This is a genomic window from Rhizomicrobium sp. (genome assembly GCA_037200985.1).
Classification (GTDB): Bacteria; Pseudomonadota; Alphaproteobacteria; order Micropepsales; family Micropepsaceae; genus Rhizomicrobium.
Genome location: JBBCGJ010000001.1, coordinates 2920942 through 2936392 on the forward strand (window position 1 = coordinate 2920942; position 15451 = coordinate 2936392).

The 15451-nt window shown below is 65.1% G+C and carries 19 protein-coding genes; all 19 read right to left on the minus strand.

From position 1 onward, the window contains the following. Nucleotides 1–5: 5 nt before the first annotated feature. Nucleotides 6–734: a FliM/FliN family flagellar motor C-terminal domain-containing protein gene (locus tag WDN01_14230; protein MEJ0027182.1), complete on the minus strand. Its 729-nt coding sequence runs from the start codon at nucleotides 732–734 to the stop codon at nucleotides 6–8. Next, nucleotides 731–1930 (minus strand): flagellar basal-body rod protein FlgF, encoded by a 1200-nt coding sequence (flgF, locus tag WDN01_14235; GenBank protein MEJ0027183.1) that lies wholly within the window; start codon nucleotides 1928–1930, stop codon nucleotides 731–733. The genes WDN01_14230 and flgF overlap by 4 nt, the downstream gene beginning before the upstream one ends. 17 nt (nucleotides 1931–1947) lie before the next feature. Continuing rightward, complete coding sequence (locus tag WDN01_14240; GenBank protein MEJ0027184.1) at nucleotides 1948–2358, minus strand: flagellar hook capping FlgD N-terminal domain-containing protein; 411 nt, start codon at nucleotides 2356–2358, stop codon at nucleotides 1948–1950. Continuing rightward, nucleotides 2339–2770, minus strand: coding sequence for a hypothetical protein (locus WDN01_14245; protein MEJ0027185.1), 432 nt, complete (start codon nucleotides 2768–2770; stop codon nucleotides 2339–2341). The genes WDN01_14240 and WDN01_14245 overlap by 20 nt, the downstream gene beginning before the upstream one ends. A 611-nt stretch (nucleotides 2771–3381) precedes the next feature. Next, the gene (locus WDN01_14250; protein MEJ0027186.1) at nucleotides 3382–3831 is read right to left on the minus strand and encodes a hypothetical protein; all 450 of its coding nucleotides are present in this window, start codon (nucleotides 3829–3831) and stop codon (nucleotides 3382–3384) included. 2 nt (nucleotides 3832–3833) lie between these two features. After that, nucleotides 3834–5156, minus strand: coding sequence for a FliI/YscN family ATPase (locus WDN01_14255; GenBank protein ID MEJ0027187.1), 1323 nt, complete (start codon nucleotides 5154–5156; stop codon nucleotides 3834–3836). Further along, nucleotides 5153–5827, minus strand: coding sequence for a hypothetical protein (locus WDN01_14260; protein MEJ0027188.1), 675 nt, complete (start codon nucleotides 5825–5827; stop codon nucleotides 5153–5155). Before WDN01_14260 ends, WDN01_14255 begins: the two co-directional genes overlap by 4 nt. Continuing rightward, nucleotides 5824–6195, minus strand: coding sequence for a hypothetical protein (locus WDN01_14265; protein MEJ0027189.1), 372 nt, complete (start codon nucleotides 6193–6195; stop codon nucleotides 5824–5826). The genes WDN01_14260 and WDN01_14265 overlap by 4 nt, the downstream gene beginning before the upstream one ends. Further along, a complete protein-coding gene (fliF, locus tag WDN01_14270) occupies nucleotides 6176–7435 on the minus strand; it encodes a flagellar basal-body MS-ring/collar protein FliF (protein ID MEJ0027190.1) in 1260 nt (419 codons plus the stop codon). Before fliF ends, WDN01_14265 begins: the two co-directional genes overlap by 20 nt. A 12-nt stretch (nucleotides 7436–7447) precedes the next feature. After that, complete coding sequence (gene fliE, locus WDN01_14275) at nucleotides 7448–7762, minus strand: flagellar hook-basal body complex protein FliE (GenBank protein ID MEJ0027191.1); 315 nt, start codon at nucleotides 7760–7762, stop codon at nucleotides 7448–7450. Beyond that, a complete protein-coding gene (gene flgC / locus WDN01_14280; GenBank protein ID MEJ0027192.1) occupies nucleotides 7759–8226 on the minus strand; it encodes a flagellar basal body rod protein FlgC in 468 nt (155 codons plus the stop codon). Before flgC ends, fliE begins: the two co-directional genes overlap by 4 nt. Nucleotide 8227: 1 nt before the next feature. After that, the gene (locus WDN01_14285; protein MEJ0027193.1) at nucleotides 8228–8572 is read right to left on the minus strand and encodes a hypothetical protein; all 345 of its coding nucleotides are present in this window, start codon (nucleotides 8570–8572) and stop codon (nucleotides 8228–8230) included. 9 nt (nucleotides 8573–8581) lie between these two features. Beyond that, nucleotides 8582–9709, minus strand: coding sequence for a flagellar basal body P-ring protein FlgI (locus WDN01_14290; protein ID MEJ0027194.1), 1128 nt, complete (start codon nucleotides 9707–9709; stop codon nucleotides 8582–8584). Continuing rightward, nucleotides 9706–10293 carry a flagellar basal body L-ring protein FlgH gene (locus WDN01_14295; GenBank protein MEJ0027195.1) on the minus strand — a complete coding sequence of 196 codons (588 nt, stop codon included), beginning with the start codon at nucleotides 10291–10293 and terminating at the stop codon, nucleotides 9706–9708. The genes WDN01_14290 and WDN01_14295 overlap by 4 nt, the downstream gene beginning before the upstream one ends. After that, nucleotides 10290–10733: a hypothetical protein gene (locus WDN01_14300; protein ID MEJ0027196.1), complete on the minus strand. Its 444-nt coding sequence runs from the start codon at nucleotides 10731–10733 to the stop codon at nucleotides 10290–10292. Before WDN01_14300 ends, WDN01_14295 begins: the two co-directional genes overlap by 4 nt. A gap of 18 nt (nucleotides 10734–10751) precedes the next feature. After that, nucleotides 10752–11519, minus strand: coding sequence for a flagellar hook-basal body protein (locus tag WDN01_14305; protein ID MEJ0027197.1), 768 nt, complete (start codon nucleotides 11517–11519; stop codon nucleotides 10752–10754). Between the two features lie 33 nt (nucleotides 11520–11552). After that, a complete protein-coding gene (locus tag WDN01_14310) occupies nucleotides 11553–12257 on the minus strand; it encodes a flagellar hook basal-body protein (protein ID MEJ0027198.1) in 705 nt (234 codons plus the stop codon). A gap of 76 nt (nucleotides 12258–12333) precedes the next feature. Further along, entirely contained in the window at nucleotides 12334–14376 is a 2043-nt protein-coding gene (locus WDN01_14315) for a flagellar biosynthesis protein FlhA (GenBank protein MEJ0027199.1), read from the minus strand. Further along, entirely contained in the window at nucleotides 14369–15442 is a 1074-nt protein-coding gene (locus WDN01_14320; protein MEJ0027200.1) for an EscU/YscU/HrcU family type III secretion system export apparatus switch protein, read from the minus strand. The genes WDN01_14315 and WDN01_14320 overlap by 8 nt, the downstream gene beginning before the upstream one ends. Between the last annotated feature and the right edge of the window lie 9 nt (nucleotides 15443–15451).

A 15451-nucleotide genomic window follows, 5' to 3' on the forward strand; every position in this document is an offset into this window, starting at 1 on the left:
CGCGGCTAGAGTTGGATCGCGGCGCATCCATCCTTTTGCGACAGCCGCCCGCGCACCAGCGCCCGGTCGCCATCCATCAGCCGAAGCTCGACCGGCTCGCGCACGGAGCGATCGAGGACCAGCACATCTCCAACCCCGATGCCGTCGAGGTCGCTCACCGCCAGATCGGCGCTTCCCAACACGCCCACCAGAACCACCGGCGTGGCCTTCACCGCCTCCGAGCGGGCACCGACGCCGGGGAGCGCGAAGCGCGCGCTCGGAACCGTCCGCTTGATCAACGCGGCCATTGGCGCCGCCGCAAGCGACAATGTCATCGTCTGGCGATCGTCGAGTTCGATGGCGAGGGGCACGCGCCTTGCCCCCACATCATCGCCGCCGTCCGACAGCGCCGTGTCGAGCGCCGCGATCAGATCGTTGACGATCTCCCGGACAAAACCGTCCAAGACCGCGCGGTCATCCGCATTCGCTTCGCGTTGCGACGGATCGATCGCCAGCGCGGCACGCAACAGGTGGCGGACGCCGTCCTCCCGAAGCTCTGCGCCGGCGAACGAACCCGCAAGCGATATCATCGCCGGCGCGGCGCCCGCATCCGATTCGAGAGAGGCCAGCGACGCGACCGTCCCGCGCACGAACCAGCGCTCCCGCCAGCGCGCCAGCGGCTCGGACAGGATTGCCCTCAACCGCTCGTCGGTGAAGGCATCCCGCGGCAACCACTCTTCAACGCCTTGCGTCACCCTTGTCCTCGGATACCGAACAACTGCTGGATCATGTCATTGGAAATGCTGAGCACCTGCGAACAGGCCTGGAACCCGCGCTGCACGAGAATAAGATCGCCGAATTCCTTCGAAAGATCGACGTTCGAGGCCTCGATCTGTTGCGAGACCAGCGTGCCGACACCGTTGGCGCCGCTCGGCAACACGCGAAACTCTCCGGCACCGGTCGGCTGGAACAAGCCGTTGCTCAATTGCGTCAGGCCCTGGGGGTTGCGGAAATCGGCGATCGCGACGGCGCCTTCCTGCACCGTCTTCTTATTCGAGTAGGTGAGCAGGACTTGGCCGGTATCGTCGATCGTGACCGTACTAAGATCGCCTTCCGCGTTGCCGTCCGCGGCGGACGTCTGAATCGTCGAGGTCGTTCCGGACGAAAACGAGGTCACACCCGAAAAATCGAGAACGACCGAAAGCGCGCCCGCGCCCGCCGGCGAGTTCGTGACCGTCATGGTGTCAGCGGTCGGATCGGGAACGCTGCCGTTGAACTTCAAGGTTCCGGACCCGATAGCGTTGCCGTTGGCGTCGGTGATGCTTGCATCCCATTGATCGAGGCCGGCACCGGCGGCGGTCGATTTCTCGAACTTGACGGTCCAGACCTGCTTGCCGCCGCGATCGTCATACACGTCGATGCTGGATACCGTGGCCTCGGTCCCGCTCGAAGACAGATTTTGCGAAAAAGCGATCCTTGTCGTCGCCGCCGGCGCACTGGTGCGCTTGTCGTCGACATTCAGCGGCACAGCCTTTCCGGTGGAGTCCAGCACGCCTAGATGGTAGCCGCTGCCCTGCTGTGAAATGTAGCCGTCATTGTCGACGGCGAAGCTGCCGGTCCGCGCATAGTAGGTCTGACCATTGTTCAGCAGTACCAGGAAGCCGGTTCCTTGGATCGCGAGATCGAGGGGGTTGCCGGTCTGCTGGAGCGTGCCTTCTTTGAAGTCGGTTCGGGAGCCGTCGACCTGCACGCCGTTCCCGGTGGTGCCGAGGAAACTGCTACCGAGGAAGGTCAACCCACCGCTGCCGGCGTTGTCGAATAGATCGCTGAACTGCACGGTCTTCGCTTTGAAGCCCGGCGTGTTCAGATTGGCCACGTTGTTGCTGATCACTTGGAGGCCGGTCGAATAGGCGTCCATTCCACTCAGTCCAATATATATTGCATTAAGCATCGTGTTTCTCCGGGCGGTTAGCGAACTTGCGAAACGTCTGCGATGGAAATTCCTCCGATGGTCTGGCCGTCCGCGGTCTTGATCGTGAGCACCGGCGTGCCAGACGAGAATGCGACCGCCGTGACCTCTCCCGACGACGTCGTGCCGTCGGTCGCGGAATTGATGTCGACGGTTCTTCCCAGAAGACCGGTCGCCTGTGTGGCCGCCTGGGAGGAAAGCATGTTGGTCATGAGATCGTTAAGCGACTGCGTCTGCTGCAGCTGCGCGAACTGGCCGAGCTGCGATACGAACTCGAAATTGTCGACCGGCTTCAGCGGGTCCTGATAGGTCAACTGCGTCAGGATGATGCTGAGCAGGGACTGGAAATCGAGTCCGAAGGCGGCTTGCGCCGAACCCGGTGCGACAGGGCTAACGGGTGCGGTGGCCATGGGTGCCTCCCAGGTTGGCGACGGACGGCGCCACGGCGGCGCCGTTGAGTTGGAATTCCGAGACGCTCATGCCGAACTCCGCGGCCGTGCGCTCCAGCATCCGGCGAAGATCCGCGGTTTCGGCTTCGGAAGCGAACGTGCTGCGCGCCACGATAGTGAGCGCGGTGCCGGTCGTGGCCACCGCGAGTTCCGACGGCGAAGGCGGCGCCGCGGACGACGCAGCGAGGCGCTCGCGCGCGGCCGGACCCGCCGAACCGACCGCTTCAAGGGGATCGGAAATTCCCGGCGCGACAGGGGTTCGGATCGAGATCTGCGCCGAAATCGGTTCGTTCGCGATTGCCGCGAGATGCCCAAGAGGATTCGCCGACACCGCTCCGCCAGCCGCCGGCGGAACCCCGAATTCCAATTCCATGGAGCCCGTCGAGCCGCCGGCCTGCTTCGCTTGGCTCAGCGAATCGCAGGGCACCGAAGACATGAGCCAGGATCTGCCGGGCACCGGTAGATCCCGCGGCCCAGGGTCTGGGAGCGCGACCCGCCAATTCGATGCCCCATAACGACCGAACACGCCAAGCTCGGCGAATCCAAACGTCCGCGGCGATTCCACGCGATAACAATCTACCCTCGTAGCGCCGCCCATCGGCATTGTGTCCAGCGCGACGCCAGGCGGTTGCGGCGAAGCGATCACGCCCGAAGCAGGGACGCCCAAATGGATTTTCCCGCTTGCTTCCGAACCACCGGATGCCGCGGACGCGCCGCGTCCATCGGGTAAGGCCGCCGGGTTCTGCTCGGCAGCCGACGCGGTCGTCACGGGCGGAGAAATGGGACTGCCGAGATCGGACGCCGGCATCGCCCCACCGGCCCGGGACGGCGCCAGGCTCTTCGTAGGCTGGTATGGCGCAGGCGCAGCGGTCTGATCGGTCAACATGTCGGCGAATCTCGTGGCCGATGCGGCACCTCGAAGCGCCACCGACATGCCCATCACTTGAGCGGAGTCCCTCGCGAGTCCGAGATTTCCGATCGCCGTCATCGCCGCATCCACCGTTGCAGGATCAGATCCGAACCGTCCTGCAGCGCCTCTTCCTCGCCGCGACGCGCCCGCCGCCGCTCCATCTTCCGAACCAAATCTTGAGCAGCGTCGTGACGATGAATCGCCGTCCGCCACAATTCCGCGCGGTGCATTAGAATCGACGACGCGTTGTCGACATCGGCGGCCGCGCGACGGACCTGATCGTCGCCGCGAATCAACGCGCCGCGAAACATCGCCATCGTCTCGAAGCGCAGGCGCGGCGCGGCAAGGAAGGCGTGCCAATCCGCCTCGGCAGCCCGGCAGGCCCGCTCCTGTTCGATCTTCGCCGCCTGCTTCTCGCGAAGGACCTGGCCCGCATGTGCGGCAGCAGCTTCGGCGGCCGTGCGCTGCAGATCGCGAATGCGCGCGGCCTCCCGCAAGCGTTCCATGTCGTGCTTGCGTCCCATGCCTACGCAGCTCCGCCGGTAAGGAGCGAGAGGCCGGCGGCGGTGGTCGCCAGATCGATGCGCTCGCCGCCATCCTGGCGCAGGAATCGCAGGATCTCGGGCTGTCGTTCGACGGCGCGGTCGATTCCGGCATTGCTGCCCTTGGCGTACAAACCCGTCTCGATCAGCGTGCGCGCCGCTTCGTGGACGCTGAGCCATTCGAGCACTTGCGCGGCCTGTCGACGCTGCGCGTCCGGCACCAAGCCGCCCGCCTGTCGGCTGATGCTGCGCGCGCAATCGATCGCTGGATAGTGGCCGCGCTCCGCCAACGACCGTGACAGGATGATATGGCCGTCGAGCAGCGACTTCATCAATTCGCAAATGGGGTCGTCCACTTCGTCATTTTCGCTTAAGACCGTCATCACCGCGGTGATAGCGCCGCCCGCGCGCACCGCGCCGCAGCGCTCGACCAATTTGGGGATCGCGGCGAAGACGTTGGGCGTGTAAGCGCGCACGGTCGGTGGCTCGCCGGCAGCCAGGCCGATCTCGCGCATTGCCATGGCAAGCCTCGTTACGGAATCGAGCACGAACAGAACGTGCTTTCCCTCGCCGCGCCAATGTTCGGCGAGTGCCAGCGCGTAGTGGGCGGCGCGTACGCGCATCGCGGCCGACTGGTCGGATGTCGCGGCCACCAGCACGGACCGGGCGCGCACCGACGCGCTCAGGCTATGGCTCCAGATCGCCTCAACCTCGCGGCCGCGCTCGCCGACGAGACAGAGGACGGTCGCATCTGCCTTCGCCTGACGCGCGATTTGAGTCATGAGAGATGTCTTGCCAACGCCGCTGGCGGCGAAGATCCCGATGCGCTGGCCCCGCCCGACCGTCAGCAATCCATCGATCGCGCGCAGGCCGGTTTCCAGCGTCATGGCAGGGGAAGCGCGCTCAAGCGGCGAGACGGTCTCGCCCCGCAGCGGATGATATGCGGCATCGTGCAACGGACCCAGACCGTCGACCGGCCGCGCCAGTGCGTCGACGGCACGGCCCAGAAGCGCTGCGCCGACCGGGACCGCGCTCGTATCGGCGCAGGCGGTCACGAGGGCGCCGGCAAAGGTAGGAACACCCTCCTCCAGCGGCGACAAAATGATGCTGTCGCGGTCCACCTGAATCACTTCCGCGCGTATGCTGTCGAGACCGGCGGCGGAGCGCGCTTCGATTGCGCAGAGCGCGCCGATCGGCACATTGGGACCGTCAGCCTCGATGTGCGTGGGCATGATCTTGCGCACCCGGCCGGTCCGGAGCACCGGATCCAGCGAACGCAGGCGGCTGCGCAGCGGATGCAAGGTCATGTCGCCTCCGCCGATTGCGTCATGTCGACGAGCAGTTCGCGCAGCCTGCCCCATTGCCGGTCGATTCCCACATCCATGCGGCCTAGCCGCAAGCCGATCAGGCAATGGCCCGAGGCCGCCTGCGCGAGCGTCACCATGGCCGCTGGAACGCCAAGCCGTTCGGCCAAGAGACCCGCGGAGGCAAAATCCTCGGCGGAGACCTCGATCGTAAGCACTAGATCCTTGTCCAGCTTCGCGACCTGGGCGCGGATCGCGTCCGCCACCAATTCGCCGCGTTCGCCGGCATTGGCGAATACGATCTCCAAACCGTCATGCGCGAGCGATACCGCCAGGCTCTCGATCGCCTGCAGCCTGTCCGACAACTCTCTCCGGGCGGCGCTGACGGCGCCGGCGAGAATCTCCAGCCGCTCGTTCTGGCGGTCCTGCGCGTCGGCGAGGCCTTCTTCGCGGCCTATGATCCTGCCGCGCCGCTCGGCGCCGTCGACGTTGCGGCGCAACTCGGCGATGGCGCCGTCCCGCTGCCGCAGCTCGCCTTCCAACTCCGCCAGCCGGCGCTTCAGGCGTTCGCGCTCCACATCGACGACGGCCGCGGGCGGCGCGATCGGAAACGTCACGATCGCGCGGACCGAAGTGCTTTCGTCGGCACTCCCGGATTTGATGATCCCGCTCATGACACCACCCGCGTGGAGGCGCGGCCCCTACCGGCGCGCCGCGGCGCTTTATGCCCGAACGATGCAGGCGCGACTCGCGCGGCGCACGCGACGAGCGTCCGCCGCGCATGTGGCGTCATATCGCCGGCACGCGACAGGCGCTCGGTCAGCCAGGCCGAAAAGCGCGACGCGTCGAAGGTCGTTTCCGCCTCGGGTGCCGGTACGGCAGCGCCGGCGAGCACCCCCTCGAAATCCCGCAATAGCGTCTCGACGGTCTGGCGTTCGGCGGCGCCGAGCTCGGCGAGAATGGCCGCCACGTCATCGCCATGCAGCCCGGAGAGCTCGGCGACGATACGGCGCAGGCCGCGATCAGGAGCCGGTTGCGGCATGCGCGCCTCCCGAATCGAGGGCGGCCCGCAGGCGCAGCACAAGCGCCGAGCGCTGCTGCGCGTTGAGCCGGCGTGGCTTGCGCGCCTGTCGCAGCACAATGAAAACCGCGGCCAGAATGGCCACAAGCAGAATGACCGTCACCGCGGACTCCGCCAGCCAGCCATATCCATCCTCGGCGAGCGGCACGACAAGCGCCGCGACAGGTTTGGCCGGCGGCAACGGCGAAGACGCGGCCGGTATCTGCGTCTGCGGCGCCGTGATCGCGAAATCGACTGCGTCTTCGGTCAGAGTTGCCGGACCCGTGACAGATGCGACGAGACCGCGCACCGTCGCCTGCGCGGTGGCATCGAGCGGCCGCATCGACGATAGCGTCACCCGAAGCGGAAACTGGCGCGCACCGGGCGACCAGGCGGCAAGCGCTGCCGCCGGCGCGTCGCCACCGGCGGTCATCGGGATCAAAGTTTCGACGTCCACGCCGACGGACGTCGGAAGGCGAGCCTCCACGAGCGCCGCGCGAATGCGGGCCTCGTAGTATTGCGCGATGGCGTTCTCTTCTTGCACGGCAGGGGCGGGCGCTTCCACGGCCGATGCGGCGGGCGGCGGCGGTGAACCGACGACATCGCCCCTTTCGTCCAGGATCACGACATTCGCAATATCGAGTTTCGGCACGGCGGCCGCCACGAGGCGCCGCACGCCCTGCGCCGCGTTGGGCGACAGGACAGCGCCCTTTCGCATGCGCACCGTCACTGACGCTTTGGGCGGTACCTGATCGTCGCGGAAGATGCGATCCTCGCCCATCGACAGATGCACCCGCGTGGCATCAACGCCGTCGAGCGTCATGATGGTACGCTCGAGTTCGCCCTGAAGCGCGCGCTGGTAGTTGATCTTCTGCGCGAAATCGGTGAGCCCCATATCCGACTTGTCGAACAACTCCAGCCCCACGGTGCCCTTGAGCGGCAGATCCTCGCTCATGACAGTGAGCCGGGTCGAGTCCACCACGTCGGCCGGAACCAGGATCGCGGTGCTGCCCTCGGCAAGGCGGTAGGGGATCTTGCGGCGGTCGAGTTCGGCGACGATGGTCGCGGCGTCGGCCACGCGCAAGCCGCTGAACAGCGTCTGATAGGGCATATAGAGGAATCCGTACCAGGCCCCGGCGAGAAGGCCGCCGATCAGCAGCACGCCCGCCGCGATCAGGAGGATCTGGCGGTTGACGGGTTCGGCGCGAAATCGATCGAACACGCGGAGGGCTCTCTACAATTGCATGTTGGAAAGCTGCTGATAGGCGTCGAGCACGCGGCTGCGTATCTGCAGCATCAGATCGAGCGACAGCTGCGCTTGCGATAGTGCAAACGTCACCTGATGCACCGGCACCGAGTCGTCCAGAACGAAGGCGCGCACCATTTGATCGGCGCGCATCGTGTCGGCATTTACCCGGTCGACGCCCGCGGCGAGCATCTGCGCGAAGGACACCGGTGCCTGCGACGGCGTTGGGGGCGGCAGCGGCGGCACGGCGAGCTGCGCGAGGGCGGCAGCCTGTCCGATCGGCGCGGCAGGATTGACGATCATGAGCGTTTCCCGAGTTCAAGCGCCTTCGCATACATCTGCCGCGCGGCGTTCATGGCGACGATATTTGCCTCGTAGGCGCGCGTGGTCTTGACCATCAGCGTCATCTGCTCGGCGTGATCGATGTTCGGATAGGCGACCAAGCCTTCCGCGTCGGCGTCGGGATTGCCCGGCTCGCGCACCATGCGCGGCGGCGCCCGATCCACTTCGATGCCGTAGACCATCACGCCGCCGATCTCGTCGGGCTCGATGGCGCCCGCGACGGCTGCCGGGGCTGCCGTCGCATTGCCCGAGCGATGCAGATAGGCGTCGAAGCCGACCCGGGGCCCGGACACCAGATGCCGCGCCCGATAGGGTCCACCGGCACCGGCCCGTGTCGTATTCATGTTGGCGAGGTTCTCGGTGATGATCTCAAGCCGGCGCCATTCGACATCCAGGCCCGTCAGACTGATTTGTGCGGCGCGCATGTCAGCCGTTCCCCGTGATCGCGAGCGCTTCAATTTGCAGCTGGCGGGTCAGCACATCCACCAGCGCCGCGTAGCGACCCGCCGTCGCGGACGCCGTCGCCATTTCGAGATCGGCGCGCATCTCGCCATTGCCCGTGCCCGTCACGCTCCGCTCGACCGTCGGCTGAAGCTGCCGCACCGCGGCATCTCCCTCCGTCGCGGCTACTTTCAGAGCGTCCTCGAAGCTGAGATGCAGCGGCCGATAGCCGGGCGTTCCCGCGTTGGCGAGGTTCTCGGCCGTGACTTCGGCGCGCCGGCCCAACATATCCAGCGCCTTGATCGCCAATACTGCTGTGCTGCCGTCCATTCTCCGCTCCTATTGCACGACGATTTCGGCGTGCAGTGCGCCGGCCGCCTTGATGGCCTGCAGAATTGCGATCATGTCGCGCGTCGCGACCCGTGCCCGAGCCAAGCCGCGGACGAGATCGGCGACCGTGGTGTTGGGAAAGCGCGCGACCACGTCGTCGGACGCGTCCGATACTTCGAGCTTGGTATTGGTGACGACAAGGTCGCGGGATCTTGAGGCGTAGCCGTCGTACAGATAGGGCTGGACCGCCTGGTTATCGACGCTGACCGACACCTTGATGTCGCCCTGCGCGATGACGACGCTGGATATCTTGACGGCGCCGCCGGCAACCACGGTGCCGGACCGTTCGTTGATCACCACCCGCGCGATCTGGTCGGGACTGACCATCACCTCTTCGATCGCCACTATGAGACGGTTGACATCGCCGACCGCCGCGTCGATCACGACCGCCTCGGCGTTTTTCACCCGTGCGAAATGCCCGGGCAACGCCGCGTTCACCGCATCGGCGATGCGCGCGGCGGTAGTGAAATCCGGATCGCGCAGCACAAAGGTCAGCTGGCCGTCCTTGTTCAGCAGGTTCGCGTCGACCGCCGTTTCGACCGTGGCGCCTTCGCTTACCACGGCGCTGGCGGGATAGTTCTTCTGGCGAAGATTTGCGTTGTCGCGGAAATTGTAACCGCCGGCCACCAGCGAGCCCTGCGCCAGCGCATAGTCGCGGCGGTCCGGCCCCAGCAGCGGCGTCATCAGCAGCGTGCCGCCGGCCAAGCTGCGCGCGTCGCCGATCGAGGTGACTGTCACGTCGATCCGGTCGCCCACGTTGGCGGACGGCGGCAACGTCGCGGTTACCACGACGGCGGCGACATTGCGGCTCTGCAGGTCGTCGGGCGCGACATTGGCGCCGAGCCGGCTCAAGGCGTTGCTCAACGCCTGGCGCGTGGCGACGCTGCGCGGCGAGTCGCCCGAACCCGCGAGGCCGGTGACGATGCCGTAGCCGATGAGCGCGTTGTCCCGCCAGCCGAGAAACCGCCCGATATCTTTCAGGCGGACGGTCTCGACCGGCGGCGCGCTTGCGCTCCCGGGCGCGGCGAAGATCAGCGCGGCGGTGATCGCTCCGGCAAGAAGGAAGACGCGCCTCATGGGATGCCCAGCCAATTGAAGACGCGCGTGACCAGGCCCACCTGCGAACTGCGCGTCACGAAGCCGGAGCCATCATACGCGATGGCGGCATCGGCCAACCGGCTCGACAGGACGGTGTTGGACGGCGAGATGTCGGCGAGGCGGACGCGTCCCTTGACCTGTATCTTGGTCTCTTCCCCATTGATGTTCATGACCTGCGCGCCCTCGACCAGCAGGTCGCCGTTTGGAAAAACGCTTTCCACCGTCGCGCTGATCTGCGCGACCATGCCGCCGCTTCGACCTATCGTGCCGGTATCGCCCGAACCGCCGTCGAGACTTAGACTTGCCGACTTGTCGAAGGTGGTTCCCACCGAAAGATTGCCGCCGATCCTGCTGTCTCGGCTCGAGCCGCTGCTCGCCGTGTCGGTGGCGGCCGAGCTTTCGAACACCAGCACCATAAGCACGTCACCGGGCTTGTGCGCCGTACGGTCGGTCGCGAGCGCGGGCCAGCCGCCATGATCGTACAGATCCGCTGCGGCGGCGGTCGCTCCGGGCGAAACCACCAGCACCAGCGACAATCCCAACATGGCGTGGGTTCGTGTCATGGCGCGGCCTTTTCATAACGCACCGAGAGGATCGTGCCGTCCGCGCTTCGGACGAAGAGGCGATGGCCGAGCCGAGCGCCCTGCATCGCCTGAACCTCGCGTTCGATGCGCGCCGCGCCATAGCTCACCACCAGTCGCAAGGTCTGGCCCGGTTCGATCATTTCGGCGTCGAAATCGACATAAGATCTTACGATCTGGTCGCGTGCGACCGCGGTGGCAACGAACGTTGCCTTGCGCTGCCGGTCGTAACGAAAGACGACGGGAACAGGCGTCTGGGGACATGACGCGGGAGCGAAGCCCGCCGAATCGGCGAGGCCGCCGGCGGCCTGTGGCGTGAGCGCCCTCAGGCAATGTGTCGCCGCCCTCTCGGACGCGGATGCCGGCCAGACGAAGCCGCACAGCGTGCAGAGCGCACTGACGATGACCACGCCCCGAATCATGCCCCAAACCCAAACTGACTAGTGTCTCAACCCATTCACGATAGACATCAATTGATCGCCGGCCTGCACGACTTCCGCATTGGCCGCATAGGCGCGCTGAACCAGCAGGAGCGACGTCATCTCATCGGACAACTGCACGTTGGAGGCCTCGAGGGAGCCCTGGATCAACATCCCGCTCCCTTCCTCGCCGGGCCGCACCGACGTCACGTTCGAGGAATCGGTCGCTTCGTAGTAGCCGCTGCCGTCATCGACCAAATCGTTCGGCGATTTGGCCATCGCCAAGTCGATCTGGCCGAGCTTCTGGCTCGCGCCGTCCACCGTGGCCGTGACCGTTCCGTCCTTCGCGATGGTCAGGCCGGTCGCGGCTTGCGGCACCGAGATCATCGCGCGCAATGGCACGCCCTCGGCGGTGGTAAGCGTGCCGTCGGCGCCGACCGCCAGCGTTCCGCCCCGCCACAACAAAGAATGCCCGGTCGGTCCGAGCACCTCGATGAATCCGTCGCCGTCGATCGCCACATCCAGCGATTGGCCGGTCTGACGCAAAGCGCCGATCGTCCAGACGTGACCCGTCGTATCCGCAACGGCGCCGCCCAGTGCCGCGATCGAATCGCGCGGAAGCACCGGCATGTCGGCACCGTCGCGCATCGGCGCGACCAACTCGGAGAACTGCACGGCCGAACGCTTAAAAGCCGTCGTGTTCATGTTGGCGATATTGTTGGCTACGACGTCTAGCGCGCGCTGCTGTGCATCAAGACCCACCGCGCCGATGTAGAATGCCCCATTCATCCCCAGTCTCCAGCACCAAACCCTGTTTCCGCGTCATGACGCCTGCCCGAACGCCGACGCGGCACGGTCTATCAACTCGTCATAGACCTGCACCATCTGTTGTCCCGATTGCGCGCCGCGCAACGCGCCCATGATCGAAATCATCTCGTCGGCGGCCGAGACGTTCGACGCCTCCAGCATCCCTTGACGGATCACGGGACTTGCGACCTCCTCCGGAGCGGCCGTCGCAGCGAACAAGCCGCCGCCGATCGGTTCCAGCACAGACGGGTCGGCGAAGCTTGCGATGGTCAGCCGCGCGACGGGCTCCCCCCGGTCCAGAATCGTACCGTCCTGCAGCACGGTCGCACCCGCACCGACGGTCACGTCGCCGGCGGTGGATTGCAGCGCCAGTCCGCCGGCTGCGACCAAGCGGCCTTCCGAATCGCGATCGAACTGACCATCACGCGTATAAAATGTCCCGGAGGCTGATTTCACGACGAAGAAGCCCCGCCCTCCGATCGCCAGATCGAGCGGATTGCCCGTGTTGCGCAGTTTGCCGGGCGCGAAATCGATGGATTGCGAATTGGCTGGTCGCCGCTCGGCGTCGTCCGAACGCAATTGACCGCCCGCCAATAATTCGCAGAAGGCTCGCCTTGTCTTGTATCCGGGCGTGGTCAGGTTGGCTAAATTCTGGGAAGCAACGTCAAGCCGCTGCATTGCAGTAGAAATTATTAAGCCCGCACCATCAATCCCGCCCATGTCGAACACATTACTGTCATCGTGAAAGATTGGCAATGGCGATATCGCTCGGTGCTTCATCAATGCGATCACAAATTCAGTCTACCTTGATAACCGAAAAAGAGCTGATGTCGACAGTGTGCGGCACTTCATTGATCGAAATAACCGAGAGGCGCGGAACACTGCGGCGCGTGAACGTCTTCAAGTGACGGCGAAGCTCCGGACTGCACAATAGAACCGGCGCGAAGCTCTGCCGCATCATATTCTCGACGGCGGGAATCAGTTTACGGATCAATTTCTCGGCGAGGCGCGGGTCCAGTACAAAACCCTTGGACGGATCGTTGCGCCGTATGCTGTCGGATATCTGCGCTTCCAGCCTCGGATCCAGGCTCATGACCGACAGTTGATCATGGCTGCCGCGCAGGGCGTGACAAATTCCGTAACTAAGGCGCTGACGCACGGCCTCGGTCAGCTCGGTTGGGTCCTTGATCGACCGCCCCTGATCGACGAGCGTCTCGCAGATCTGGTCTAGGTTTCGGATCGATACGCCTTCCGAAAGCAGGTTCTGCAGCACCCGCTGGATATCCGACACCGTCATGGTCGCGGGAATGAGTTCCTCGATCAGGCCCGGCTGGCGCGCGCGGACGCCCTCCAGCAGGGTCACGACGTCGGCGCGAGAGAGAAGCAATGCGGCTTCGCGACGCAGCAATTCGCCCAAATGCGTCATCAGCACAGTGATGGGATCGACCAGCGTATAACCGGCTTCCCGCGCGCGGTCCGCCGTCTCCGCATCGATCCAGATCGCGGGTAGTCCGAATGCCGGATCGCGGGTCTGCAATCCCGGCAGGGTTTCGCCGCCTTCCGCCGCGCGCACGGCAAGGTTTTTTTCGGGATAGATCTGCGCAAGCCCGTGGCGTGCGCCATAAAACAGCACTTCGTAGTCGTTGGAGCCAAGCTGGCTGCCGTCGAGCAACACGATCTGCGGAATCACGAAGCCGGTCGTCTTTTCCCGCTCCTCGCGCAGGACCGCGATGCGTTCGCTCAGCAGCGGTTTGATCGCCATCCACTGCCGCCCCAATTCGGCACCCAGCAGGATCTCGACGGGAGGCGCCGCGCGGCCAATCGCCTGCTGCGCCCGGTCGGCCTCCGGCTGGTCGAACTGGCTCTGGATTTCGTCGGTCGCCTTGCGGCGTCGTGAAGCGAAATAGGAAGCTCCGGCGATCATGACAAGCAACGCAATCGGCCATTTCGGCATTCCCGGCAGCAGAAGGAGCAGCAGCAGCGTTCCGAGGACGATCAGCGGAATTTTCGGCACCGAGGAAAGCTGGCTGAAGACCTCGGTGCTGAGTTGGCGGTCGGCGGAGGAGCGCGTGATGATGATGCCGGTCGCCACCGATATGATGAGGGCGGGGACCTGGGTGACGATTCCATCGCCGATGGTGAGCAGCGTGAAGGTCGCGAGCGCGTCATTCCAAGGCATGCCCATCTGGGCCACGCCGACGATCCAGCCGGCGACGATGTCGATCAAAAGTATGATGATGCCCGCGACCGCATCGCCTTTCACGAACTTGCTGGCGCCGTCCATGGCGCCGTAGAAGGCCGCCTCCTTCTCGAGAAGGCGCCGCCGCCGCTTGGCCTCGTTCTGGTCTATCAGGCCCATGTTCAGGTCGGCGTCGATGCTCATCTGCTGGCCGGGGACCGAATCCAAAACGAAGCGCGCCGCCACTTCGGACACGCGTTGCGCGCCAGAGGTCACCACGACGTATTGCACGACCACCAGGATGAAAAAGACGACCAGGCCGATCACGAAATTGCCCTGCACCGCGAACGTGCCGATCGAACCGATCACCTCTCCGGCGTTGGCATGGGTAAGGATCAGCCTGGTGGCCGCCACATTCAGCGACAGCCGGAACAAGGTCGCGATCAACAGCAGCGAGGGAAAGGTCGAGAACTCGACCGGCCGCGCCACATAGAAGGTGAGCAGCAGGATCGTCAGTCCGAACGCGAAGTTCAGGATGATCAGAAGGTCGATCAAGGTCGGAGGAATGGGCGCGAAAAGGACCAGAAGGATCGCGATGACGCTGAAAACCAGGACGAGATCGCGGTTGCGGCCGAAGAATGCCCCGGCGAGGCTAACCATGGCTGCCTCCGGCCGCCCGCTTGGCGCGCAGCGCGTTGTAGATGTTGGCGACGGGCCGGAAACAACGGTCGGGGATGGGCCGGTTCAGCGCCCCGCGCCGCAAGAGTTCGCGGGCAAGCGCCTTGTCCTCGATGACGGGAACACCGTAAATGAACGCTAGGCGCTTGAGCCTGAGCGCGAAGCGATTCGTCCCGACCGACACGATCACGGGCGCCGCCATCGTGCGGCGATCGTAGCGCAGAGCCAACGCGATATGCAGCGGGTTCGCGATCAGGACATCTGCGCCGCGCATGTTGCGCAAGCTCTGGCTGGCTTTCACGAATTCGGCGTGCATTTGCTTGCGCTTGCGCTTCAAAAGCGGTTCGCCTTCGCGTTCGCGCATCTCGCGGCGCATCTCGCGCCGGCTCATGCGCATCCGCTTCAGATAATCCCGCCGCACGATGAGCTGATCGAGGACGGTGAACAGGAATCCCACCGCCAGCGCGGCCGCCAGCAGGCGGAAGGCGCTGCGGGTCATGAGCTCTGCGAGGCTGCGACCGTCCACCAAAGAGGCGACGCTGCTGTCCAGCACCGTGCGAATTGCGAGATAGCCGACGGTGACATAGGCCAGGAGCTTCAGAACGTTCTTGAGCGTCTCGATCAGCATCCTGACGGTAAACAGACGTTTCAGGCCCCGCGAAGGGTTGAGACGCGTGAAGTCCGGCTTGAGCGGTTCCGACGAAAATACCACGCCGGTCTGCAGCATCTCGAACAGAAGCACGACGGCGAAGATCAATGCCCCCAGCAGCGCGAGTGGCGCCAAGATCGGCTTAAACAGGAACGAGGCCGCCGCAATCACGGCATGGCGACTGTCCGGCACCGTACTGGCGCCGAGCAGCGCATTGTGTGTCGCCTGCGCGATGATTCCCCCAAAATGGGGCCCTAGAATCCAGGCATAGCCGGCAAAAGCCGAAAGACCGGTGAGAAAACCGAGATCGACGCCGCGCGCCACGGTTCCCTTGCGCCGCGCGCGATCCAACTTGAACGGAGTCGGCTGCTCCGTCCTATCCTGTTCCGTATCGTCCATTACCCAGGC